The 24621-nt window shown below is 44.8% G+C and carries 13 protein-coding genes; 8 read left to right on the top strand and 5 right to left on the bottom strand.

The genetic code is table 11. The features are described 5' to 3' along the window. The 3 genes from AAA943_RS18960 to AAA943_RS18950 all read left to right on the top strand — a co-directional run bounded on the left by AAA943_RS18960 (position 1) and on the right by AAA943_RS18950 (position 5934). Positions 1 to 3063 (top strand): efflux RND transporter permease subunit, encoded by a 3063-nt coding sequence (locus tag AAA943_RS18960; RefSeq protein ID WP_338225890.1) that lies wholly within the window; start codon positions 1 to 3, stop codon positions 3061 to 3063. Continuing rightward, the gene (locus AAA943_RS18955) at positions 3063 to 4409 is read left to right on the top strand and encodes a TolC family protein (RefSeq protein WP_338225888.1); all 1347 of its coding nucleotides are present in this window, start codon (positions 3063 to 3065) and stop codon (positions 4407 to 4409) included. The genes AAA943_RS18960 and AAA943_RS18955 overlap by 1 nt, the downstream gene beginning before the upstream one ends. Positions 4410 to 4542: 133 nt before the next feature. Next, the gene (locus tag AAA943_RS18950) at positions 4543 to 5934 is read left to right on the top strand and encodes an MltF family protein (protein ID WP_338225887.1); all 1392 of its coding nucleotides are present in this window, start codon (positions 4543 to 4545) and stop codon (positions 5932 to 5934) included. Here AAA943_RS18950 and AAA943_RS18945 read toward each other — a convergent pair. The 3 genes from AAA943_RS18945 to AAA943_RS18935 form a co-directional block, all read right to left on the bottom strand. Further along, positions 5931 to 6395 carry a RidA family protein gene (locus AAA943_RS18945; protein ID WP_338225884.1) on the bottom strand — a complete coding sequence of 155 codons (465 nt, stop codon included), beginning with the start codon at positions 6393 to 6395 and terminating at the stop codon, positions 5931 to 5933. The two genes, AAA943_RS18950 and AAA943_RS18945, sit on opposite strands and share 4 nt — an antisense overlap. A 19-nt stretch (positions 6396 to 6414) precedes the next feature. Continuing rightward, positions 6415 to 7728: a gluconate:H+ symporter gene (locus tag AAA943_RS18940; RefSeq protein ID WP_338225883.1), complete on the bottom strand. Its 1314-nt coding sequence runs from the start codon at positions 7726 to 7728 to the stop codon at positions 6415 to 6417. A gap of 137 nt (positions 7729 to 7865) precedes the next feature. After that, positions 7866 to 10169, bottom strand: coding sequence for a T9SS type A sorting domain-containing protein (locus tag AAA943_RS18935; protein ID WP_338225882.1), 2304 nt, complete (start codon positions 10167 to 10169; stop codon positions 7866 to 7868). Positions 10170 to 10204: 35 nt separating this feature from the next. Between AAA943_RS18935 and AAA943_RS18930 the strand changes: the two genes are divergently transcribed. Genes AAA943_RS18930 through AAA943_RS18920 form a run of 3 tightly spaced genes read left to right on the top strand, consistent with a single transcriptional unit; the run spans position 10205 to position 14147 of the window. Beyond that, entirely contained in the window at positions 10205 to 11404 is a 1200-nt protein-coding gene (locus AAA943_RS18930; RefSeq protein WP_338225880.1) for a lipoprotein N-acyltransferase Lnb domain-containing protein, read from the top strand. A 44-nt stretch (positions 11405 to 11448) separates the two neighbouring features. Beyond that, positions 11449 to 13491, top strand: a complete 2043-nt coding sequence (gene uvrB, locus AAA943_RS18925) for an excinuclease ABC subunit UvrB (RefSeq protein WP_338225878.1) — start codon at positions 11449 to 11451, stop codon at positions 13489 to 13491. A 20-nt stretch (positions 13492 to 13511) separates the two neighbouring features. Next, positions 13512 to 14147 (top strand): AlbA family DNA-binding domain-containing protein, encoded by a 636-nt coding sequence (locus tag AAA943_RS18920; RefSeq protein ID WP_338225876.1) that lies wholly within the window; start codon positions 13512 to 13514, stop codon positions 14145 to 14147. On the opposite strand, the gene AAA943_RS18915 is transcribed toward AAA943_RS18920, so the two are convergent. Next, complete coding sequence (locus AAA943_RS18915; RefSeq protein WP_338225874.1) at positions 14126 to 15067, bottom strand: 1-aminocyclopropane-1-carboxylate deaminase/D-cysteine desulfhydrase; 942 nt, start codon at positions 15065 to 15067, stop codon at positions 14126 to 14128. The genes AAA943_RS18920 and AAA943_RS18915 overlap by 22 nt on opposite strands. A 33-nt stretch (positions 15068 to 15100) precedes the next feature. On the opposite strand from AAA943_RS18915, the gene AAA943_RS18910 reads away from it, so the two are divergent. Together AAA943_RS18910 and AAA943_RS18905 are read left to right on the top strand one after the other, a co-directional pair. Beyond that, the gene (locus AAA943_RS18910; RefSeq protein ID WP_338225873.1) at positions 15101 to 16132 is read left to right on the top strand and encodes an RluA family pseudouridine synthase; all 1032 of its coding nucleotides are present in this window, start codon (positions 15101 to 15103) and stop codon (positions 16130 to 16132) included. Between the two features lie 1170 nt (positions 16133 to 17302). After that, positions 17303 to 21640, top strand: coding sequence for a hypothetical protein (locus AAA943_RS18905; protein ID WP_338225872.1), 4338 nt, complete (start codon positions 17303 to 17305; stop codon positions 21638 to 21640). 197 nt (positions 21641 to 21837) lie between these two features. On the opposite strand, the gene AAA943_RS18900 is transcribed toward AAA943_RS18905, so the two are convergent. Beyond that, positions 21838 to 24363 carry a glycine-rich domain-containing protein gene (locus tag AAA943_RS18900; RefSeq protein ID WP_338225870.1) on the bottom strand — a complete coding sequence of 842 codons (2526 nt, stop codon included), beginning with the start codon at positions 24361 to 24363 and terminating at the stop codon, positions 21838 to 21840. Between the last annotated feature and the right edge of the window lie 258 nt (positions 24364 to 24621).

Genomic DNA, 24621 nt, shown 5'->3' with positions numbered 1-24621 from the left:
ATGGCCAGTCTTTCTAATGTAAGTATCAACAGGCCGGTATTGGCCATAGTGATGTCCTTAGTGATTCTCCTGTTTGGAGGAATCGGGATATCCCTACTTGGTATCCGGGAGTTTCCCAGTGTGGATCCTCCGGTGATCAATGTCAGTACCAACTATGTCGGAGCAAATGCCGATGTCATCGAAGCACAGATCACCGAGCCGCTTGAAGAGCAAATCAACGGGATTCAGGGGATCAAATCTCTGACCTCTATCAGTGCCGATGGGAGAAGTAACATCACGGTGGAATTTGATGTAGGGGCTGATTTGGAAGCCGCAGCCAATGATGTACGGGACAAGGTAGCTGGTGCTCAGCGGAACCTTCCGCCTGATGCAGAGCCTCCGGTCGTATCCAAAGCAGATGCAGACTCCCAGCCTATTGTTGCAGTCAATGTCAAGTCCAACAACAGAAGTTTGCTGGAGCTTTCCGATATTGCCGATAAAGTATTCAAAGAAAGGTTGCAGACGATTCCCGGAGTCAGCCGGGTTCAGATTTGGGGAGAAAAGGAATATGCAATCCGACTGAGGATGGACCCTTTGAAGATGGCTTCTTATGGCATCACCCCACTCGATGTGTTGCAAAAGGTACAAAGTGAAAACCTGGAATTGCCTTCCGGACGAATCGAAGGAGCCAACATTGAGCTCTCTGTTCGAACCAAAAGCCGACTCAGTTCCCCTCAGGAATTCAATGACCTGATCATCAAAGAGGATCAAAATAACATTGTCAGGTTTCAGGATATAGGTAAGGCTGAACTCTCAGCACTCAATGAGCGGACTGTCCTTAAGAGAGATGGAGTACCCATGGTAGCTGTCGTCCTGGTACCACTTCCCGGCTCAAACAATATTGAGATCGTTGATGAGTTCTACAGAAGACTGGGCCAAATTGAAAAGGATTTGCCTGAAGATGTGGGTGTTGAAATTGGCTTTGACTCTACGGAATACATCAGAAAGTCCATTGCTGAAGTTCAGGAAACCATCATTACTGCTTTCGTCCTAGTGGTGGCGATTATCTTCCTGTTTTTAAGAGACTGGAGAACTACCTTTATTCCTGTTTTGACCATTCCTATCTCTCTGGTTGGGGTGTTTTTCATCATGTACCTGCTGGACTTTTCCATCAATGTGCTGACCCTTTTGGGAATAGTGTTGTCCATCGGCTTGGTGGTAGATGATGCCATTGTAGTGTTAGAAAATATCTATGCACGAATAGAAAAGGGAGAAAAACCTCTGGACGCCGCCATCAAAGGATCTGAGGAGATTTTCTTTGCGGTAATTGCTACCACCGTTGCCCTTGCTGCGGTATTTCTTCCGGTGATTTTCCTCACAGGCACTACCGGAAGGCTGTTTCGGGAGTTTGGCATCGTGGTAGCCGGGGCTGTAATTATTTCCTCCTTCGTTGCCCTCACCATGACTCCGATGCTGAGTTCCAAATTACTGAAGCGCAGGGAAAAGCAAACCGCCTTTTACAACCTGACCGAACCCTTTTATGTATGGTTAAATGACCTCTATGAGAAGGCTTTGGCTGCATTCATGAAAGTGAGAGGACTGGCTTTCGTCCTGGTTTTGGCCTTCGCCGGAGGTATTTATGTGTTGTTTGATAACCTGCAGACAGAATTGGTTCCAAATGAAGACCGGGCAGAATTAAGGATCAATATGTCCGGGCCGGAAGGGGCGACCTTTACCTACATGGATCGAGTCATCGATGACTTGGTGCAGGATTTTCAGAAGGAATTGCCCGAGGAGGAGCGGGTCACCGTAATCTCAGTGACCTCACCGGGTTTTGGTACGGCCAATACCAATTCAGGGTTTATCCGTCTTTTCCTCACCGATGCTGAAAAACGTCAGCGGTCGCAACAGGAAATTTTCAATCAAGTCAATGGCAAACTCAGGAATGTGACCTCAGTTCGGGCTTTTGCACAGCAGCCGGTTTCGATAGGAAATCGCCGTGGCGGGCTTCCGGTACAATATGTTATTCAGGCACCCACGATCGAAAAGTTGAAGGAGGCCATTCCTCCCTTTATGGATGAAGTGGGAAAAAGTCCTGCCTTTATCTTTTCCGATATCAACCTCAAGTTTACCAAGCCCGAATTGGAGATCGAAATCGACCGGGAGAGAGCCCGAAACCTTGGTGTTTCTGTACAGGAAATTGCAAGAACCTTACAGCTTTCCTACTCGGGACAGCGTTTTGCCTATTTCATTATGAACGGCAAACAGTATCAGGTCGTGGGTGAAATGCAGCTGCAAGACCGAAACGAGCCGATTAATCTCCGCATGCTCTACGTCCGTGGAGACAATGGCCAACTCGTGCAATTGGATAACCTGGTGAAGGTCAGAGAAAACAGTACACCTCCTCAGCTCTACCGATTCAACCGATTTGTAAGTGCGACTGTTTCCGCAAACTTAGCCGAAGGGTACACGATCGGGGATGGCTTGGATGAAATGGATCGAATCGCCTCCGAAGTATTGGATGAAACGTATTCCACTGACGTTTCCGGACCTTCCAAAGAATTCCGGGAGAGTTCCAACAGCTTGATCTTTGCATTTATCTTTGCCTTGGTCTTGATTTATCTGGTTCTTTCTGCACAATTTGAAAGCTTCATGGATCCCTTGACGATCATGTTTACCGTTCCGCTAGCCTTATTTGGTGCCTTATTGACCTTGTGGTTTTTCGATTTCACACTGAACATTTTCAGTCAGATCGGGATCATCATGTTGATCGGTTTGGTGACCAAAAACGGGATTTTGATTGTAGAATTCGCCAATCAAAGAAAAGCTCAGGGGATGCCAATCGAAGAAGCCATTTTCGGTGCTGCAGTGGCTCGGTTCCGTCCGATTTTGATGACCAGTTTATCCACAATCTTAGGGATTCTCCCCATTGCATTGGCCTTAGGAGCCGGTGCGGAAAGTAGGGTGCCTATGGGTGCGGCAGTCATTGGAGGACTTACCTTCGCTACCGTACTTACCCTTTTTATTATCCCGGCCATTTATACCTATCTCACTTCCAAGCAAGGAAGATTAGCCAGAATTTGATGAAAAAGCTTTCATTCGCACTCGTGTTGAGTGTATTGTGTGTTCATTTTCATGCCTTTTCCCAGGAGCCTCTGGATTTAGAAAAAGCTGTCCAAATGGGTTTGGAAAACAACTTGCAAATCAAGATTGGACTAGAAACCATCAATATCAGGGAGCTGGACAGGAGAATCGGGGTTGGAAGTTTCTTTATGCCGGTCATTGATGCTACGCACCTACGCACTTTTGGTACCGAAGATGTTACCCAGACTTTTGTCAACGATCCCGAAAATCCCAGAGAAATAGATGGAGCCAAATCAAGAAATAAATCTTACAGCCTGGTGGGGGTGTATGGATTCAGACCTGAGACCGTCGTTTCCATGAAGCGGTTGGGGGTACTGACTGAAATCTCCGAATTGGACTCCAAAGTCATTGTAGAAAATACCGTAGCCAGCATATCCACCGCATATTATCGGTTGATTCTGGAGCTTCAGCGTTACAATGTCCTCAAAGAAACCCTCCGGCTAAGTAAGGCGCGGTTGGACATAGCTCAGGCTCAATATGAATTGGGTGGAGCTGGAAAGCGGGACTATCTTACCGCTCAGGTGGATTACAATTCCGATTCGAGTTTGCTGATTACCCAAGAGCAGATTATTCAAAATTCCAGAGTCAACCTAAATGAACTTCTTGCCATAGCGCCTGGGACCCTCTTTATGATTCAGGATTCGACTATCCAAATCGGGGATCGTCTTTCATTGGAGAGCTTGGTGGAAAATGCCTTCGTACAAAATAAGCTTTTGCTCGTCAACCAAAGGCTCAATAATGACGCCTATCTTCAAATCAAAGAGTTGCAGGCTTCCCGACTTCCAGCGATTAACCTTAACTCCAGCTTTACAAATACGGTATTTAACTCCGATGCGGGATTCCTTCTTCAGAACGAACGGCAAGGGATCAATTATGGAGGAAACATTACCCTGAACCTGTTCAGTGGCCTTACGCTCAACAGAAGAATCCAAAGTGCGAAAGTGAATAAAAGAATCCAGGATTTTTCCTTGGAGCAGTATGAAATTCAACTGAGATCAGATATCGAAAGGGCTTACAATATTTATACAAAAAATCTTCAGTTATTGAAAATTGAAGAAGTGAACTATGAAGTAGCCAAAGAGAACTCTGAAATCGCCTTGGAACGATTCAGGCTCGGGATTTCTTCCTATTTGGAGTTTAGGGATGCTCAGGTAAACCTTCTGACCGCCGAAAACAGGCTGATCACTGCTATTTTTTCTATCAAAGAGCAGGAAATCGAACTAATGAGGCTCAGTGGCAAAATATTCTTCGAAAACAGATATGAGGAATTTTCTGTAAATCCTTGATCTTCAATTCTTCCCTAAACGGAGCCCAAAACAGGCTCCGTTTTTTATTTGCTTTTTTTAAGAATCGCTTCTTTTTTGTTTTGGCATAGCCTTTGCCAATGGCCCCTTGAACCATCGGGGTTTTCCCTTTAGCATGAAGCAATTTATTTCTGCGACCTTTTCTGTTCTCATCCTCTTACTCTCGGGTGTGCAGTGTACTTTTTTTGAAAAAAGGCTGAATCGAGATGATAATTCCATCTATCAGCTGGATTTGGTAGGTATTCAGAAAAGAGGAAGCATCCGGGCTGCAGTAGATAACAACTCCACCTCCTATTATATCTATCGGGGACGCAGGATGGGTTATGAATTTGAGCTATTGAGGGACCTAGGCAAAAATCTTGGCGTGCAGGTAGAGTTTGTCATTGTATCAGATATTCAGGATGCTTTTGGAAAACTGGATGAAGGAAAGGTAGATGTCATTGCGATGAATCTTGAGCCGAGTGTAGACAGGTCAAGAAAGGCAGAATTCACTCATTACTTGGGGACCATGAGTACGCTGGTAATTGGCAAAAAACCTGTAGAAAAACCAGTTACTTGGGAGGAGCTGGGTCAGGACACCATTCACGTCCGAAAGGGTACAGTCTACGACAAGCAGCTCAATGATATCAGAGATTCTCTGGGCCTGAAATTTACTGTAATGGTTTCGGATGTTCATGAGGAAATGCTCATCGATCAAGTAGCCGAAGGGGAGATCAAATGGACTGTGGCAGACAGAAACATAGCCAAGTCCAATCAAACCTATTATCCGGACTTGGATGCGACCCTCAAAGTGTCCGAGGATGGTACCGTGCATTGGGCAGTGAGAAAAAATTCCCCCCAACTTCTGAATGCAATAAATACTTGGCTTCTTGAAAAAAAGAAGCGCTTTATTCCGGAGGTATACGCCAAATATTTCTTGAGCTCCCGAAATAACTATTATCGGGTCAATAGTCCTTTTTCCTCCTTGGGAGGAAATCGCATTTCAGTATTTGATGAATTGATTCAGAAAAATGCCCAAGAGCTGGGCTGGGATTGGCGGCTTTTGGCGGCTTTGGTTTACAAGGAGTCTGGTTTCGATACTTCGGCAGTATCTTATGCAGGAGCGGAGGGATTACTTCAATTGATGCCAGTGACGCTGGAGCGGTTTGGGGTAACCGACCCCAATGACCCGGGTGAATCACTTCAAGGTGGGGTTAGGTACCTTCAGTATTTGGATAAATTTTGGATGGAGCGCGTACCGGAGACCGCCGAGCGCGTGAAATTTATTCTCGCTTCTTACAATGTGGGGCAAGGCCATGTGGAGGACGCCTGGAGATTGGCCATGAAGTATGGGAAAAACACCCAAAGCTGGAAAGAGGTCTCTTTCTTTTTGAATTTAAAAAGCGACCCGGACTATTACCGTGACCCGATTGTAAAGAGTGGCTATGCAAAAGGCCATATTGCGGTAAATTATGTCCGGGATATTCTTGCTTTATATGATTCCTATCGGAGTTTGATTTCTCCTTAGTGCAGTTCAAACAGCGCCTCGATTTCCACAGGAATATTGTCAGGTAGGGATCCCATGCCCACTGCGGAGCGGACTCCTATGCCGTCTTCATCACCCCACACAGCAGCAAACAGCTCACTGCACCCATTGATGACATAGGGATGGCGCTCAAAGGAGGGAACGCAATTGACCATACCCAACACTTTGATGACCCGCTTGACTTTATCCAAGCTGCCCAGATTGGATTTGATGGTGGCCAACATGGCTAGGCCTACCTGTCTTGCAGCAATTTTCCCTTGGTCTATATCCAAGTCCAGACCAATTCTTCCAATGATCAATGTCCCATCAGGCTTCACCGTCCCATGGCCGGAAAGATAAAGGTGTTTTCCGTCTATCAAGCAGGGTTTGTAGACGCCCAAGGGCTTAGGTGCAGAGGGAAGCTCTAATCCCAGACTTGCAAAATTCTGTTCAGGGGTATTCATAGTTTAATTTTTTCGGAATTTAGACAAATAGATCCAAAATCAGAACCCCAATCAGGCCAACTACAGCCACAAGGGTCTCCATCAAGGACCAGGATTTGAGGGTGTCCTTGATACTTACATTGAAAAACTCCTTGTACATCCAAAACCCTCCATCGTTGAAATGGGAAAACATCAAGCTCCCTGCACCGATAGATAGCACCAAAAGGTTGGGATTGACGTCCATGGTGCCGACTATGGGAGCAATTATCCCGGCAGTAGTCAAGCCTGCCACGGTAGCAGAACCTACGCAAACCCGAATGACAGCGGTAATCAACCAAGCTAAAATCAAGGGGTGCATCTCCCAGGTCTGAAGATTTTCAGCAATAATTTGACTCACCCCTGTATCGGTAAAGACCTGTTTCAATGCTCCTGCGCCTGCTACAATCAGAAGTATCATGGCGATGTCCTTTGTAGCTACCGTATAGGTTTCCATTAGCTGGGACATCCTCATTTTCCTTCGGATTCCCAAAGAAAAAGTCGCATACAGCAAGGAAATAAGCATAACCACCCCAGGATCGGCAAAAAAGAAAATCCAGGCTGCCGCTGGGCTTTCTTTGGGAAGGTCCAAAGTCAAAGCCGTGGTACCTACCAATAGAAGTACAGGAAGCAAAGCGGTAAAAATACTGTTACCGATACTTGGAAGTTCATGTTCGGGCTTCGGTTCGGCCTGAAAAGTCTGAAGTGGAGCGGCTTTGATTTTTTTCAAGAAAGGAGCAAAGATTGGCCCTGCAATGATGATGGTAGGAATGGCAATCAAGAAGCCATAGAATAATGTCAGCCCCATATTGGCGTCGAATTGGGCTACCAAAGCTGCCGGCGAGGGATGGGGAGGTAGAAAGCCATGGGTCACGGAAAGAGCGGCCAAAAGCGGCATGCCTACATACACTGCCGGCAGTCTAAACTGGTAGGAAACGGTAAAGGCCAAAGGGACCAAAAGCACAAAGCCCACGTTGTAAAATAGGGGTATACCAACAATCAAACCGGTAAAGGCCATTGCCCAAGTGATGTATTTTTCACCGAAAAACCGCATCAGAAATCCTGCTATCCGCTGCGCAGCCCCACTTTCTGCCACGAGCTTGCCCAGCATCGCTCCCGTGACAATCACTATCACCAGGTCACCCAAAAGTGCCCCCATTCCCTTTTGGACAGACCTTGCCACCTGGTCTGCAGGCAAGCCTAGCATCAGGCCGGCTGCGATGGAGGCGATCAGGAAGGAGAGAAACGGATTGAGCTTGGCCCATACAATCAGCAGAACCAAAATTGCGATGGAGAGCAAAACCAAAAGAAAGGTCATAGTGGGGCTAGGGTTAAGCTAGAAATATAAGGAAATCTCATGGCAAAGAATCCTCTTGCTGATGCATTTCCAGCTTCTGATCCAGGAATTCTGAGAAATAGGGATAAGAAAAGTTGAGGGAGAATATCTAAGGCAGCTTACTTTTTTATCCAGCGTTTTTGAATGAAGCGATCTTCCGATTCCAGTCCAAACAGATAGAGACCGGATGGAAGATTTTCGCAGAACTGGGAGAAAAGGGATTCATCCCAAACTCCCTCCAGCAATAGCTGCCCACTTGCATTTTGAAGGACTATTTTGGAATTCCTGTCCCATTTTTTTGGGAAAATCAGACCTATTTTACCTCCGGAATAGGGATTGGGATAAAGGATAATCTCCTCGGAATTGGCAAAGGAAGGGGCTTCCATCCGGATCAAATCACTCCAAGTTGACTCACCGTACTGATTGATTTTTAGGATACGGTAGCCATAAGTGAGATAACTTTTCGCTGTTTGGTCGACAAATTCAAAGATTTCTTGATTGTTCCCCTCAGGACTTACTATTCCTACTTTTTCCCAAGCTTTGGACGAAAGGTCAATTCTGTGTATTTCGAATAACAAAATAGCCTTGTCGCTTCGGACGGACCATTCAATTCGATTACCCAACGGTGTTGATTTTCCCTGAATTTTCAACCAAGTAAGCGGAAGAATACTTGTGGTACGGAAGCTTCCAACCGTGAAATTAACCCCCGCAAACGCTGAAAAAGTCAGTTCTCTCCTCGCCCAAAGTAGGGTAGGATCCTGACCGACTAGATGGGTTCCCGGGGCTGAATACCCGGTACCGACAATTCTGAGGTCTGTCACATCACCCACGATCAGCTGATCTGCGGAAATCCTCAATTCAATCGGTGCGCTTCCCGGCGAGAATTCAGAAAATTCGAAATAGCTGAATTTTCGATACAGGATTGGAGTACCATCTGAATCGCTAAATCCCGGATTGAAATCGGCACCCTTGTATTCTGTAAACCTGATGGAAAGATTTCCTCCCGGAGAGGTACCCAAAAGTTGTACTTTCCGGAGACCTCCGTTTTGGGTGTCTTCAAAAGGGAACGTGGCATTGCTGGGATTCAGAGTTGCTGGAAGTCCGAAGTAGGTCATTTTGCCAACATTTCTCCATCTGCCTCCTGAATGTGAAAGGCTTCCGGCAAGTCCTGTATTGATCAGGAGATTATTTCCGCCTAAATCCATGACTCCCTGAGTAAGAGTGAAGTTCCTGCTGATTTCCAGATTACTGTTGGGGCGAAACACCCCTCCTGATTTATTGAGGGTGAGATCCCTGACGATAAGTGAAAAACCCAAAATGTCCTGATCGGATGCGCCTAATATGGTAAGATGAGTAGAGGAGGTGATGAAGTTTCCAGACCCTGATTTTTCCAGGTTCCCGAAAAGAGAAAGGTTGAGAGGAAGGGTTAAATTTTGACTGCCTTGAAGCTCTACATCCCTAACCGCAGCGGGAGTGGCGGCATCGGAATAGGAACTGGAGAGAAATGCCTTGGGTAAACTGCCTCCCCGATGGATAATTTCCCCATTCAACTGAAAATTGGCAGCTTCAATGTGGGGATTGCTTCCTTCCAAAATCAGAGTGCCTCCATTTTGTAAATCAAAGTTGAGTGCGCTAGTTGAGCTGCTGGTAGACCTGTTGAGGATATTTCCATTGCACTCAGAAATAAAGGTGGCCCCTGATTCAATTACCAGTTCCCCAAAAGGTCCAGTCCCAAATACTGTAGTTTCGGTGTTGAAGGATAGGGTAAAGCACACATTAGGGATCACGGAGGTGTCAATTTTTTGCAAAACGCTACCTGACCTCACTGTGAATGAAAGTGCTTTGAATGGACTTTCGATAACCAATTGTTCGCCTGGATCGGCTTCAAAAATCACTGAATACCGACTTTGGGTAGTTTGTGCACTCCAGCTGTTTTTCTCAACGACAGTTCGGCTGCTTCCTTTGAAGGTAAGGGTACTTCCTACAGAGTTTCCAATCCAGTTTTGGCTATTCCATGCATTACCTGCAAAACCAGGGGCAGGACCGGAAAAGGCTCGAAGACTTCCATATACATCCAGATTAAACCCATTGAGGATAAGTTTTTGTCCTGCACCTGTCTCAGCATTGATGAAAACGTTCTTCGCTTCTTCATTTCCTGTCAGGGTCAAGGTGTGGGTTTGGTCGATGTAGATGTCTGTGGATCCGTTGGGTTTGGATGTGGCTGCTGTCCATCCAGTACCGTTCCACACGGCCCAAATGGCCGTATTCTGGAAGGTTCCACTTGCAATAGTTTTGTAAGCTCCGATTTCTTGAGAATATCCCACTTGAGCCAGGCACAGGATTCCTCCAACTGCCAGGATAATCCTGTATATTCGGCAGTAAAAATGAGGAATACAGCAAACTAAACAGTTCAATGCTCTCATAAAAATGGGATTTAAAAAGTAGTTCAATTTAAAAAATGAGGAGAAATAATAAAATCGTTTCCATCTTTTTTTTCCTGATTTTCATGGCTTTAGGTCACACCCAAGCCCAGATGTTTGAAGTCAGTCTACTGACTTGCGGACCGGGAGAGGAGTTGTATTCCAGCTTTGGACACAGTGCGATTAGAATCAGGCAGACCGGATCTCAGGGGAAGGACCTGGTTTTCAATTTTGGGACCTTTGATTTTAACACTCCCAACTTCTACGGGAAGTTTGCCACAGGAAAGCTGAATTACATGCTCAGTGTGTCGACCTACGATCAGTTTGTGGTGGAGTACTACCAAGACCAAAGAGAGATTCGCGAACAGGTTTTGGATTTGAGCGCAGAGCAAAAGGATTTCCTGCTCCAGCATTTGGAGGCCCAATACGATCCGGCCAGGAGATATTATAAATACGACTTCTTTTTTAACAACTGCGCAACAAAAATCCGGGACGCCTTCGAAATCGCCATAGGCAAGCAGCTAATCTGGAATGATCCGGTAAATCCCGAAGAAAAGACCTTCCGAAACCTAATCGATGAATATGTATATCCACTCCCCTGGGCAGATTTGGGAATTGACTTGGCCTTGGGTGCCGTAATTGATCGGGATGCCACCGAGAGGGAGGAGCAGTATTTGCCCGATTACATGGAGCAGGCTTTTGCAAGAGCTACGATAGAAGGGGATGGACCTACTCGACCCTTGGTAAAGGAGTCCAGAATCGTACTTGAATTTCCCGAAAAGCCTTCAGCACCCTTAAATCTGATTAATCCGTATTTGATTTTTTGGCTCGTCGCGGTGATTTACGGAGTAGTTACTTTTCTAGATAAAAGAAAAGGAAAAATCACCTCGGGGCTGGACGTGATTTTCTTTGGAATCCTTGGACTTTTGGGTTTTCTGATCGTTTTCCTCTGGTTTTTTACCGATCACTCTGCCACCAAGTGGAACTGGAACCTGCTCTGGGCATTCCCGGGGCATCTGATTTTAGCTATAGGTCTATTGCGGAAAAATAAGGCTGCATGGATCGGAAAGTACCTTTTAGCCACCCTGATTCTGGCTGTTCTGGCTCTTCTGATTTGGATTTTGGGTTTTCAGGCCTTTCATCCCAGCCTGGTGCCTTTGTTTTTGGTATTGATTCTGCGGGCCAATTTCTTGTATTATAATTTGGAACAAGGGAAAAGGACTGAGTTGGCAAACTGAAAAAATCAAACCTTTTCCCCCGTTTCTTGTGTTGAACCCTTGCTATGGAATTCAAACTCACCTCAGACTACCAGCCTACCGGCGATCAGCCCAAGGCCATTGAAAAACTGGCCCAAGGGGTAAATGCAGGAGAACCTGCACAGGTTTTGCTTGGGGTGACTGGCTCCGGAAAGACCTTTACCGTGGCCAATTTGATTCAGGCGACCCAAAGGCCCACCCTGGTATTGAGTCATAACAAGACCCTTGCTGCCCAGCTTTATGGAGAGTTCAAGCAGTTTTTTCCTGAAAACGCGGTAGAGTATTTTATTTCCTATTACGATTATTACCAGCCTGAGGCATTTATTCCAAGTTCGGGTACCTATATAGAAAAAGACCTCAGCATCAATCAGGAGATCGAAAAACTTAGATTGAGTGCCACCTCGGCCTTGCTTACCGGAAGGAGAGATGTAATCGTGGTTGCTTCGGTTTCTTGTATTTATGGAATTGGGAATCCGGAAGAATTCGGGAAAAATGTGATCCGTCTTCAGGAAGGGGATCGAATCCCGAGGAATCAATTGCTCTTTAAGCTAGTGGATATTCTCTACTCCCGGACACAGAATGAACTGACTCACGGCACCTTTCGAGTCAAGGGGGATACAGTGGATATTTTTGTGGCCTATGCGGATTGGGGATACCGGATTTTCTTTTGGGGAGACGAAATTGAGGCTATTCAGCGAATAGATCCGGGTACCGGTAAAAAGCTGAATGATGAAAAGATCATTTCTATTTTCCCCGCCAATCTCTTTGTGACCGGAAGAGACACCATCAATCAGGCCATCAAAGAAATTCAGGATGATATGGTCGCTCAGGTGAATTTCTTTGAAAAAGAAGGCAAATTCATTGAGGCAAAAAGGCTTCAAGAAAGGACGGAATTTGATCTTGAAATGATTCGGGAACTGGGCTATTGCTCTGGCGTGGAGAACTATTCCCGGTATTTTGACCGGAGGCAGCCGGGGATGAGACCCTTCTGCCTTTTGGATTATTTTCCGGAAGACTTTCTGATGGTGATCGATGAGAGCCATGTGACAGTACCCCAAATCAGGGCGATGTGGGGTGGAGACCGATCAAGAAAAGTTAATTTGGTCGATTTTGGTTTCCGTTTGCCTTCCGCCTTGGACAATCGTCCTTTGAAATTTGACGAATTTGAACAGCTGACCCGGCAAGTGATTTATGTGTCGGCAACTCCAGCGGACTATGAATTGGCCTTGACCGAAGGAGTAGTGGTCGAACAGATTATCCGTCCCACCGGTCTTTTGGATCCTACAATTGAGGTGCGACCCAGCCAAAATCAGATTGACGATCTGCTGGAGGAAATTGATCAGACGATAAAAACTGAGGCGAGGGTCTTAGTCACCACGCTTACCAAACGGATGGCGGAGGAGCTGCAGAAGTTTTTGGAAAGGGCGGGAGTGAAGTCCCGATACATTCACTCTGAGGTCAAAACCCTAGATCGGGTAGAAATTCTCAGAGAACTTCGTCTGGGCGTATTTGACGTATTGGTAGGTGTCAATCTCCTTCGGGAAGGGTTGGACTTACCCGAGGTGTCACTGGTGGCTATTTTGGATGCGGACAAGGAAGGTTTCCTAAGAAATGAGCGATCGCTTGTACAGACTATTGGTCGAGCTGCCCGAAACTCCGAGGGTAGGGTCATCATGTATGCGGATCAAATCACTGAATCCATGCGGATGGCCATCGATGAGACCAAGCGGAGAAGGGCTTTGCAAATGGAGTATAACGAGGAGCATGGGATAGTCCCTACCACTGTGATCAAATCCCGGGATAAAATCATGGGACAGACCAAAGTGGCTGATTCCAAGAAAAATGCGAAAGTCTACGCAGAACCTATGCCGGGAGAAGCCCCAATCGCTGCGGACCCGGTGGTACAATATCTCAGCAAAGACAAACTCCAAAAACTCATCGAGCAGACCCAAAAGCAAATGGAAAAAGCTGCCAAGGAGCTGAATTTCATGGAAGCTGCGCGTCTGAGAGACGAATGGATGGCTCAGAAAAAACGACTCGAAGAGCTTTCCCGTACACTCGGTTCCTAATCATAATCCAAAAGAAGACCATGACCCTTCAGGAGGTGAGGGCTCTTGCCGCAAAAGGGGAAGGGCTGAAAATTGAGTTCAAGAAAAAAGCAGCCTTCCCGGAAAAGATTGTCAGGGAAGTGATTGCCTTGGCCAATACGGCAGGAGGTGACTTGCTCATCGGGGTAGACGATGATGGGACGGTCAGCGGACAGCGGTTTATCGAGGAGGAGGTTTTTGTAATGAACAAAGCGATTGACACGCTGATATTTCCCAAGCTTGAAGTGGAGTGTACGATCATAAAACTTACCGAAAAGAAGGGGGTGGCAGTTTTTCAGATTCCTTTGAGCCCGGATCGCCCTCATTTTTTGAAAGAAAAGGAAAAAAAGCAGGCCTATGTGCGGGTTGCGGACCGTAGTATTCAGGCGAGTCGGGAAGTTTGGGAGATCTTGAAAAAAGGACGGGTGCCGAAGGATACGGTTTTTACGTACGGCAGAAAAGAGGAACTCTTGATGAAAGCTTTGGGAGAAAATGGAAAAATTACGCTTAGAGAGTATTCCCGCATGGCAAGAATTCCCATCTTTTTGGCTTCCAAAACCTTGGTTCGCCTCGTGACTGCCAATGTTTTGCAAATTCATCCTCAGGAATCGGAGGATTATTTTACTTTGAAGGAATAGGGGAGTTCAATCCCAGTGCGATGGGTAAACCCCTGACTTCCCTGTAGGCCACCGGTGTGGATGATAAGGATTTTGGAATGGGAAGGAAAGTGGTCGTTTTTTATTTTTTCCCAGAGAGCATAACCCATTTTTCCTGTATAAATCGGATCCAAAGGAATTTGGAATTTTTGCCAAAACCATTGGATGAATTCAATCAATTCCGGTTTCCATTTGGCGTAGCCTCCAAAATGAAATTGGGTTTCGATTTGGAGTTGTCCCTGGGGCCGAATTTCTTGCTGTTCCATAAGCTCTTCCAGCTCTTTTCTGATAAACTCCCCTTTCAGCACAGAAATCCCAACCAAAGTCTGAGATGGTAACAAGGACTCGGCTAATCCTGCAAATGTCCCTCCAGTACCTATCGGAGTAAGCACATGCGTGAATGAGGAAGTTTTTTCACCCAAAATCTCACTGGTTCCCCTGATAGCAAGCCCGTTGGTACCTCCTTCAGGAATCAGGTAAAAGTCTCCGAATTTTTGCTTTAAGTCCTCAATAACAGAGTAGGTGTTCTTTTCTCGGTAGGTTTTCCTGTCTACAAAGTGAAGCTCCATTCCCTTTTCCCGGGCATAGGCCAAGGTAGGATTCTTTGAGTCTGTGCCTTCGCCTCGAATGACCCCAATGGATTTGAATCCTTCTATTTGTGAAACGGCTGCAGTGGCATGAATATGGTTTGAAAACGCTCCTCCAAAAGTCAGAATCATGGATTTTCCTTCTTTTTTGGCTTGTTGCAGATTGTATTTTAGTTTGAAAAACTTATTTCCCGAAACCAAAGGATGTACTTCATCGAGCCTTAGGATAGCGAGTTCAAGCTTCTTTTCTGCAAGAAGGTCATGAAAGAGGGGCTGAATTCTGGGCTCGTGAAGGTAATCCATTGGAGTTTTCATCAAAGTTAAGCGCTATCCTCCTATTTTTACGGGATGATGCAGCCGGAAGAAGACTTCGAAGAAGAAGAGTTAGAACTTTATGAACACCATCGAATAGTGGTGGACAAGGGTCAGTCTCCGGTGAGGATCGATAAATTCCTTACGGAAAAAATAGCCTACGCTACCCGAAATCGGGTTCAAAGAGCGATAGATGCAGGGACTATTTTAGTCAATGGGCTGCCTTCTAAGTCCAATTACAAAATCAAGCCGGCTGATGAAATCCGGGTTTTGCTGGAGAAACCACCCCGGGACACAGAAGTCATTCCTGAAAATATTCCTTTGGATATCGTATTTGAGGATGGGCATCTTTTGATTGTGAATAAACCTGCAGGAATGGTGGTGCATCCTGCACATGGAAATTGGACGGGTACACTGGTCAATGGCTTGGTTTACCATTTTCAGCATTTGCCTGAGATGAAAGGCAATGTGGGTCGTCCCGGGTTGGTTCACCGTATCGATAAAGATACCTCAGGACTCTTGGTCATAGCCAAAACCGAGGAGACCATGGCCCCTTTGGCGGCTCAATTTTTTCACCATACCATCGAGAGAACCTACTTAGCCTTGGTGTGGGGAGAACCTGAGGAAGATTCAGGCACTGTCATTGGGCATGTGGGGCGGAGTGCCAAAGACCGAAAAGTGATGGATGTCTTTCCGGATGGCAGTCAGGGAAAGCATGCCGTCACCCATTGGAAAGTTCTCAGGCGATTGCGATATGTGAGCTTGATTCAGTGCAATCTGGAAACAGGCCGAACCCATCAAATTCGTGCCCATATGCGCTATCTGGGGCATCCTCTGTTTAATGATGCCATGTATGGGGGAGATAAAATCCGAAAAGGCACCCAGTTTGCTAAGTACAAGTCCTTTGTTCAAAACTGTTTTGACCTGATGCCTCGACAGGCATTGCATGCGATGAGTTTGGGTTTTATTCACCCTGTGACTTTGGAGAAGCTTTATTTTGAAGCTCCCTTGCCACCTGATTTTTCTGGAGTCCTCGAGAAATGGGAAAACTACGTTCAATTTGAATAGCCGGATCTAGGCTGCAAAAAAAGAAAGTAGGGTCATTTTCCGTTCAAACTCCATAGTGGATAGGGTCATGAGTTTTGCTTTTTTACGGACAATCATTTACATATTTTTAAAAATAGGCTAGTTTGGATTGATTTTTATCAATTATTCTCACTTTTTCTGAAAAGAAGGCAGAAAAACCCTGATTATTTCATTACAAAATTTCTAAAATAAATCAGAAAAACAGCTTTAAAATTAATAAATGATCATAAATCAATCGATTTCATTAAATAAAGTGTAAAAATTTAATCATTTTCTTAGAAAGTTTGCAAAATAGAGTTTTCACCCCCTATATTTGAATCAAGCAAACGGCTAAAAGTTTACTTCATACTGTAGGATGTTGAAATTGGCAGACAAGCCCTCCTGTCTCGGGGGTGGGGTCCCGATAGCTATCGGGAGGGATAAAGCAATTAGCGAGCTCGTAATTTGCCTAACTACCCCGTGGAGGTTCGAATCCTTCTCCTACAGCAGGTTATTTTGGGTTTATTGTTAATTGACTAAAACCATGGAATTTTATTTCATGGTTTTTTTATTGTCCATACTTGAATAGATCCATCCTGATTCTCAGCTTTTTGATTCTTTTTCAATTTTCTAATTCAAAGGCAAAAAAAATCTTTTCAATTATTGATTATGTATTAAAAATTGGATTTGAATAAATAAAATGAAAAAAAATAAAATAAAACTTGCAAAAATTTTAATAAACCGATCTGATTTCTAATTTTGAGACGTCAAACAGTTCTATTTACTCAATCGATTACGGAGAGAAGTACGGAGGTTTTTGATTTTCAGTAAGTTATGGAATAGTGGCTTTTAGAGCCTCAGCTTACCAAATTGAGCAATACTGTAGGATGTTGAAATTGGCAGACAAGCCCTCCTGTCTCGGGGGTGGGGAGCCCAGCACAAAGCGAGCGTCGACCGGACTTTAGCCTAACTGCCCCGTGGAGGTTCGAATCCTTCTCCTACAGCGCGAAAGAGCAACAGTGATGTTGCTTTTTTTTTGCATTTGATCTTTTGAATAGGTGGAGATGGCTAAAGGAATGGTTTTTTAACCTGATTTTTGGAGGTATATCCGGGCGAATTGCAAATACTCGTGATTTGTGACTATCTTTTCCTTTGAATTCATTGCACTTCGGCATGTCCCGGGAATCCAGCAAAAAGCACATCAGGCATCCCTTACGTAAAAGAATCTTAGCTTTTTTCCTGAAGGCGCTCTTGGTTCTCTTGCTGTTGGAGTTCCTTTTTTATTTTGGTTCCAATCTATTTCTTTCCAGATATGCTCAGAGGAAAATCAATGAAGCTACTCATGACGTCTATGTCGTGGACTTCAATCGGTTTAATTTTTCCCTGCTTAGACGGGGGTTTTTTCTGGATGGACTCGTACTGCAGCCTGTAAATTCCGATTTGCGGAATGAAGATCAAGTGCTTTTTGACATTAAGTTGGACCAGGTGGGTTTTTCCCGCTTGTGGTATGACTTTTTTGAAAGAGAGTTTACCATAGGTAAGATCTATCTGGATAACCCAAATATTCAGATGAGTTTAGGCTCAGATTCGGCTGCTGATATCACCAAGTCCACCAAGAATAAGGATGTATCCCAGGTCAAACTGCTGGAGCAGGAGATCCGAAAGAGTATTCAGCAAATGAATTTGGGGGCATTTCGAATCGGAGAGATTGAAATCAAACACGCCAACGTCCTTTTCTTTAATTTTCTTAGTAAGAGTAACCTTAATGCTGAAAAGACATCACTTTTAGTCAAAAACATCGATTTGACCACAAAGGGAGAATGGACAACTCCGTTCAATGCGGAAGGCTTTGAGTTTGAACTGGAGGGGGTGGATTTTGCCCTTCCCGATGAAGTGCATACCCTTCAAGCCAAAAAGGTTTTTATCTCCTCTTTGGACAATCTGATCAATATTTCTGCTTTTTCTATTCGTCCCGACCTCACTAAGTCCGGTAAATCCTATTACACGGTGGATTTGGAAAAGCTGCTTTTAGGAAATGTTGATCTCAATAAGGCATTTATGACTTCGGAATTGGAGGTAGACGAGCTCATCCTCAATGAGCCATTTTTCAAAGTGGCCAACAATCCTGATTCCCAATCGGACAGCTTGGCAACCGGTAACCTGAATGAGTTCATTCAGGGTATTCTCAAGTCGGTGGACATCAAAGAACTGTCCATCAATGAAGGCAAATTTGTCAAATCCCAGATTGGCGATACCTTAAAAAATAGAATTGAATTGGATCGTTTCAATTTCAAAATGATCAAGTTCTATTTGGGAGAAGATTCCCTAAGACAGGAAAACCAGTTTTTTTATGGGGAGGATGCCTCCATGGATATCGAAGGAGGGAGTCTATATTTAGGGGATGAAATTCACTTGATCAAAGGGGAGAAAATTTTTGTATCCTCATTCAAAGACGAGCTCACCATCCGAAACCTGTCTGTTTTTCCCAGAGAGGAAGCCATAAAGTCAAAGTCTCCGGAAAACCTGATCCGAATCAGTCTGCCTGAATTTTCATTGGAGGACATTGACCTGAAAAAGCTGTACAATGAAGGGGTATTTAATGTTTCAAATCTTCTGATTGACCGACCCAATGTGGAGATTGTGGATTTGGAATATTCTGAAAAGAAATCAGAGGAGGTGTCCACCAATGAGCTTATTTCAGGGTTTTTGAGCCAGGCTACCATCCGATCCTTGGAGGTAAGAGAAGGGACGGTTCAATTTACTGATGCGAGAGGAAACCGAAGCAATGATGTGGGATTTGATCGTTTCAGCTTTTTTCTGGATGATCTGACTATACAAGCTGACCCGTCATTGCCGATTCAGGACCAATTCTATGCTGAAGAAATAGCTTTGGAACTGTATAATTACCGGCTCAAAATTAAGGACAATCTTCATGTGATTAGAGCAGACAAGCTGATGGTGGATTCCCGGAGAAGTCTGTTGGAAGTTCAAAACCTGAGTATTAAGCCGGAATCCAAGGAGCAGATCCAAACGTTGCTGGATACCTACGGAAAGACTTCGGCCGTGGATTTTACGGTTCCCCTGTTTCGGGCGCAGGGATTGGACGTCAAAGCAGCTTTGACAGAACAAAAATTAAAGGTATCCCTCATTGATATGCCCAACCCGGAGTTTTTGATCGATACCTATAAATCAAAGGTCAAGGATAAAAATGAGGAGTCGCTTCAGTCTACTGCTGATGTGAAAAGTCTCCTATTGGACTATTTCACCTCCATATCCATAGATTCTCTCGATTTGAGAGAAGCGAAAATCAAGTACCAAAGTCTGGTAGAAAACAAGAGAAGCAAGTTTGAGGAAAATAATTTTTCGCTCAAACTCAAAAACTTCTTTTTGAATCCTACAGACAGTAGTTTTTCCGGTCAGACTCTTTTTTCGGAAGAAATCGACCTGACGTTCAATAATTATTCTTTTAGCATTGCGGGAGGCAAGTACCTAGCTGAAACGGATCTATTGAACTATAACTCTAAGGAAAAAATCATTCGGCTTGGGGGGCTCATTCTCCAACCGGGCGAGGAGACGGACAGTCGATTGAATTTGGGGCTTAATTTCCCTCAGGTAATTCTGAAAGGGGTCGATATCGAGGAGTTTATTTTTGACAATGTACTTGATCTCCAAATGCTGGAGATTGACAGGGGATTAGTAGAGATTGGAATTGATCAGAAAGTCAGTTTGGGACCAAATTCAGGCAGACAACGAAATGTCCAAAATGCACTTCAGCTACTGAAGATTGATTCGATTCAGGCCAAAAACTCCGAGCTTCAGGTAAGTTATTTGGGAGAAAATGACTCCAGGCAATCCATTAAGACCGGCTTTGATTTCTTGATCAAAGACTTTTTTATGGATACGCTCTTGGTGGACCGTTCCGATTTGAGCTCCTTGTTTTCCACACTCAATTTGGATCTGAAGGACTTTGTTTTTGCACTCCCTGACAGTGTGCACACTATTAGCTTTTCCAATGTAGGTCTCGGAGACCAAAGGGAAGAGGTCCTCTTTTCCAATCTGAGAATAACGCCAAAGGACCATTTTGGAAAGAGTGGAAGTCCGGTGATCGATGCCAAAATCGATCAGCTTTCCATCAGGAACAACGGCCTGACCGATATTTTAGACTCGAAGGTGGTTGATCTGAGTGCCATTACCCTGATCAATCCCCAGGTCGATTTATACCTTGATACCCAAAAATCCGCGGGACCTGGGAAAGAAAAAACCATCGCTGAGAGCAAAATGGTCGAATCCATCTTGTTGGGAGATTTACGCCTGAAAAACGGACGAGTTCAAGTCCATCGCAAGGGTCTTGGGCCAGATCCAAGGTTAAATTTTCCCGAATTTAATTTCTTGGTGGAAGATTTGGGCATTGACCTGATGAATCAGGAGCAAAAACTGGATCTCAAGGAGTTGGTCACCAAAAATATATCCTTTGAAATCAAGGGCTATCAAGTGGATACTCCTGATAGCAACTATCGCGTGAGTTTTGAATCTATTGGCTATACCGATGGGGATCTGGAACTGCAAGGCATTTATTTTCGGCCTATTTTGGGAAACTATGCGCTGCTTCGAAGCCTGTCCTATCAGACCGATGCGGTGACCGCCAAGGTCAATTCTATCCGGCTGGAAGACTTGGATCCAGCAGAATACATGCAAAACCAAAAGCTGAAAGCAAACAATCTGATTGTCTCAGGGGCTGACCTGGACTTGTTTAGGGATAAAAGAATACCCGGAGACATCAACTTGTATAAGCCTATGCCCCAATATCTGATGAGCCATGCGCGGGTTTCAGCCGATATTTTTTCGGTGAGAGTGAGAGATAGCCGAGTGAGGTATTATGAATTTGCACCCAAGGGGAATATGCCCGGAATGGTTAGTTTTGACAGGGTTCAAATGGATTTGGCTCCTTTTTACTTAAGGAAGGAAGGGGAAGTGTATCCTCTCGATAAAGCAAGAATTGGGATTCAAGCCCATATTATGGATCAGTCAGAGGTTGATCTCAGTGCTGAATTGTATTTCGGGGAGGATTACCCCATGGAGGTAAAAGTAAAAATGAATGACTTCTCGTTTTCAGAAGCTGATGATTTTCTTTCCAAGACACTTTTTGTAAAAGCCATTGACGGAACTGTGACGGATGGAGAATGGAATTTTCGCCTGAATGATGATTTTGCCAAGGGACGGATGAATTTTGGCTACACCAGTCTCAAGATCCAGTTCTTGGACAGCTTGACACTCGAGCGGGGATTGGGCAAATTGAAAATTTATACATTTGGCGCAAATCTGCTCGCCAAAAACAACAACCCCAGAGGAGGGAAGGGAAAAATAGTCAGTAGGCGCATCTTTCTGGAGCGGGACAAAAGCAAATTTGTTTTCAGTGCTTGGTGGAAAGCTACATTTAGTGGACTCCGCGGAACATTTGGCTTGGGAAGGGCAAAAATCCCTAAAGACCTGAGAAAAGAAGAGGAGGAGTAACACCTACTGCAAAAATGAAAGCTACATTTCAAGTAGAACTTTTCAGAATAGGGTAAAAAAGGTTTTTTTGAGACTTAAAGACATAGGGAAGCAACCGAGTGAGAAGAGGATTAAATCCTTTGGTTGGATTTGGAGAAAAGAGGTAAAAACGAAACCCAACCAATTTTTTTAGGCTCCTTGATTTCCTCGGGATAAATTTACCTCTTCAGGATGAGCTTATGGTATTCTCTGTGGGTTCCCCATGCGACTTCCAGGGTGTAAACTCCCGAAGGCTTGGATTGGAGTATATCTTTCAGCCGAAGGCTCAAGTCCTGGGGTCTTTCCTCCAGAATAAGGTCATCCTGTCCAGTGGAAGAAATCACCCGGACTTGGATTTGTTCATCTTGATAATTGCCGAAATCCCGAAGTTCCAAATGGATTGAATTTCCGGTGCTAGGATTGGGATAAACTTTCCATTGGGTGGTTCCTGAAAGGGGTTCGACTACAATAGCTCGGGTATCGCTGTAGGTGAATTCGGTGTTCAGATCAATTTGCTTGAGGCGATAAAAGACATTCCCGCCCGAGGCTGGCAGCCTAATATCTTCAAAAGAATAGGAAACGGGGGAATCTGAATATCCCTGTCCTTTCACTTCCCCTATTTTTTCCCAGTTTCGAACGTTATTTATCGCGCGTTCGATTTCAAATCTGTCATTTTCCCACTCTTTGGCGGTTGACCAAGCTAGGATTGCAGATCGGGAAGACGGCTCATAAGTGACTGCAAAAGAAAGGAATTCTACCGGAAGGATGCGGAGTAATTCATATCTGATAATAACAACGCCCGAACCTCCATTTCCACCTTTTCGGCTGGTTGAGCCTGAACCGCCGGCTCCACCGCCACCCGCTCCAGTATTTGGTAAGCCATTCCCGGCTCTGGTGGTTCCGTTGCCTCCTGTTCCTCCGCCACCGACTCCGGGAATTCCGATGCTATTGGTTGCACCGGCACCACCACCACCACCGCCTCCATAGGTTGCTGTAAACCCTATAGTAACTGAAACTCCAGCGCCCCCGTCACCTCCTCGTCCATTTGAACTTCCATTATTTCCGTTGGCGCCTCCCGAGGCTCCACCACCACCACCACCATATTGGTTAGCAGAATTTCCATTTGAGAGGCCATCTCCTCCTGTGGTTCGTCCATTACCTCCTGTTCCAGAATTTCCATTTGATTGGGCTCCAGCACCTCCTCCCCCTGATCCGGAAAGTCCTGTAGTGCCATTCTGTCCATTTTGTCCATTGGAGCGACCTCCAGCGCCACCTCCATTTGCAGTTAGGGTAGTGGAGCCATTGGAAAACCTTGAAAGTGACCCATTCCTTTGGGATGCATTTGTCCCATTGCTATTCCCTCCTGCACCAACCACAACATTATAGGTCTGTCCTGAAGGAAGACCAGCCCCGGGTATGGTAAAGGTTTGGGCAATTACAGCACCGGCTCCACCGCCTCCACCTGCTTTATTTTCATTATTTGTGGAGGTATTCCCTCCAGAGCCACCACCACCTACGACCAGTACCTCATACTGTGTCAATCCTTCTGGGGGGGACCAAGTGTATGTTCCAGGGCAATTGTACACTAAGATTACCTCAAATCCGGACGTGAATACTGGTTTGGGGCTACATGTACATTGCCCAACCGAAGCATTGGAAGAAAGATTGTTACCAGTATCTGGGACTCTGTTTACATTAATTGGAGATCCACCACTTCCGATAGAACCCCAATTGGTTAAGTTGGGACCTTCCACTATCAATCCATTACACTGTGATGCCGAACCACCCCTAATTATCCCTCCCCCATTGTTGGTGAGGTTTCCTCTTATTGCTAGCTGTCCGTTAAGATTTATTTGGCCATTGTTTGTCGTGTTCCCATCTACGGTCGTGTTTCCACTGTTTAATGTACCTCCTCCGTTGACAGTTAAGTTACCCCCGATGGATACCGTTCCGGACGAAGAGTTGATAGTTGTATTCACATTGAAGTCTCCAACCACACCCAATATTCCCGAATTGGTAATGGTGGAGCCGCCGTTTCCATTGAAATTGCCAGAAACAGAAAGAATTCCTGAATTATTTAAGGTCCCGTTAACAGCGAAGTTTCCTGAAACACTTAAACTTCCCGAGTTAATTAAGGTACCACCACTATTTAAGGCAACCGAGCTTAAAACTAATTTTCCGTCATTAGTCACTGTGCCCGCATTTATGGTCAAGGCACCTGTTTGAGTTCCAGAATTGACAAAACTTGGATTTCCGCCGCTATTTAAAGTAACGTTTCCTGTGATAGAACCCCTGTTGGTTAAATTGGCTCCGTTATTTGAGGTGAAATTTCCAAAATAGATACCCTCATTTAAAAAGAGTCCACTAGCTCCTCCAATCGTTAGATTTCTTGGTGTTCCGCTTGTTCCAAATTGTCCAAAATTCCTGATTATAGTGTTGGCCTGAATATTTTGAAAATTTCCACTAAAAACCACTCCCTCAGCTATACAAACCTGAACTCCACTTGCAGATTGTAGGTTGACATTATTTGTCCGATTTCCTGCGATACAAACAACATCGTTGTTCTGCACATTTCTATTTGGGATAGGATTGCCGTCTCCTGAAAAAATTATGGTGCAACTGCCGCATTGCCCCCACGCTTTACCCTCGTCCAGAAATTGGGTACTAAAAAAAATCAGAAATAAGAGAATAAGTACTCTACTCATGCTAATACCAACACCCCAATATGGTTTTTCCCAAACTGCATTAACTAAACTACAATGCTTGCAGAATGTTTTGGCTACAAATATACGTGCTTTAAATACGAAAAAATAGACGTAAAAGGATTAATCAAATTCTTTTTTATTCCTAAGCCATTGAAAAGCAGGGAAATAATAGGGTTTTTTTTCGGATTTAACAGATAAATGGATACCTGGACGAAAAAAATGACTGGATTCAATACTTAATTCATTTTAATGGAAATC

The sequence above is a fragment of the Algoriphagus confluentis genome, from assembly GCF_036245625.1.
GTDB lineage: Bacteria > Bacteroidota > Bacteroidia > Cytophagales > Cyclobacteriaceae > Algoriphagus > Algoriphagus confluentis.
This window is presented reverse-complemented; position numbering and strand designations above follow the sequence as displayed.

Bases quoted from the DNA above. Each gene is read 5' to 3' on its own strand.
- AAA943_RS18960 (WP_338225890.1), top strand. From the start codon at position 1: ATGGCCAGTCTTTCTAATGTAAGTATCAACAGGCCGGTATTGGCCATA.
- AAA943_RS18955 (WP_338225888.1), top strand. From the start codon at position 3,063: ATGAAAAAGCTTTCATTCGCACTCGTGTTGAGTGTATTGTGTGTTCAT.
- AAA943_RS18950 (WP_338225887.1), top strand. From the start codon at position 4,543: ATGAAGCAATTTATTTCTGCGACCTTTTCTGTTCTCATCCTCTTACTC.
- AAA943_RS18945 (WP_338225884.1), bottom strand. From the start codon at position 6,395: ATGAATACCCCTGAACAGAATTTTGCAAGTCTGGGATTAGAGCTTCCC.
- AAA943_RS18940 (WP_338225883.1), bottom strand. From the start codon at position 7,728: ATGACCTTTCTTTTGGTTTTGCTCTCCATCGCAATTTTGGTTCTGCTG.
- AAA943_RS18935 (WP_338225882.1), bottom strand. From the start codon at position 10,169: ATGAGAGCATTGAACTGTTTAGTTTGCTGTATTCCTCATTTTTACTGC.
- AAA943_RS18930 (WP_338225880.1), top strand. From the start codon at position 10,205: ATGAGGAGAAATAATAAAATCGTTTCCATCTTTTTTTTCCTGATTTTC.
- uvrB (WP_338225878.1), top strand. From the start codon at position 11,449: ATGGAATTCAAACTCACCTCAGACTACCAGCCTACCGGCGATCAGCCC.
- AAA943_RS18920 (WP_338225876.1), top strand. From the start codon at position 13,512: ATGACCCTTCAGGAGGTGAGGGCTCTTGCCGCAAAAGGGGAAGGGCTG.
- AAA943_RS18915 (WP_338225874.1), bottom strand. From the start codon at position 15,067: ATGAAAACTCCAATGGATTACCTTCACGAGCCCAGAATTCAGCCCCTC.
- AAA943_RS18910 (WP_338225873.1), top strand. From the start codon at position 15,101: ATGATGCAGCCGGAAGAAGACTTCGAAGAAGAAGAGTTAGAACTTTAT.
- AAA943_RS18905 (WP_338225872.1), top strand. From the start codon at position 17,303: ATGTCCCGGGAATCCAGCAAAAAGCACATCAGGCATCCCTTACGTAAA.
- AAA943_RS18900 (WP_338225870.1), bottom strand. From the start codon at position 24,363: ATGAGTAGAGTACTTATTCTCTTATTTCTGATTTTTTTTAGTACCCAA.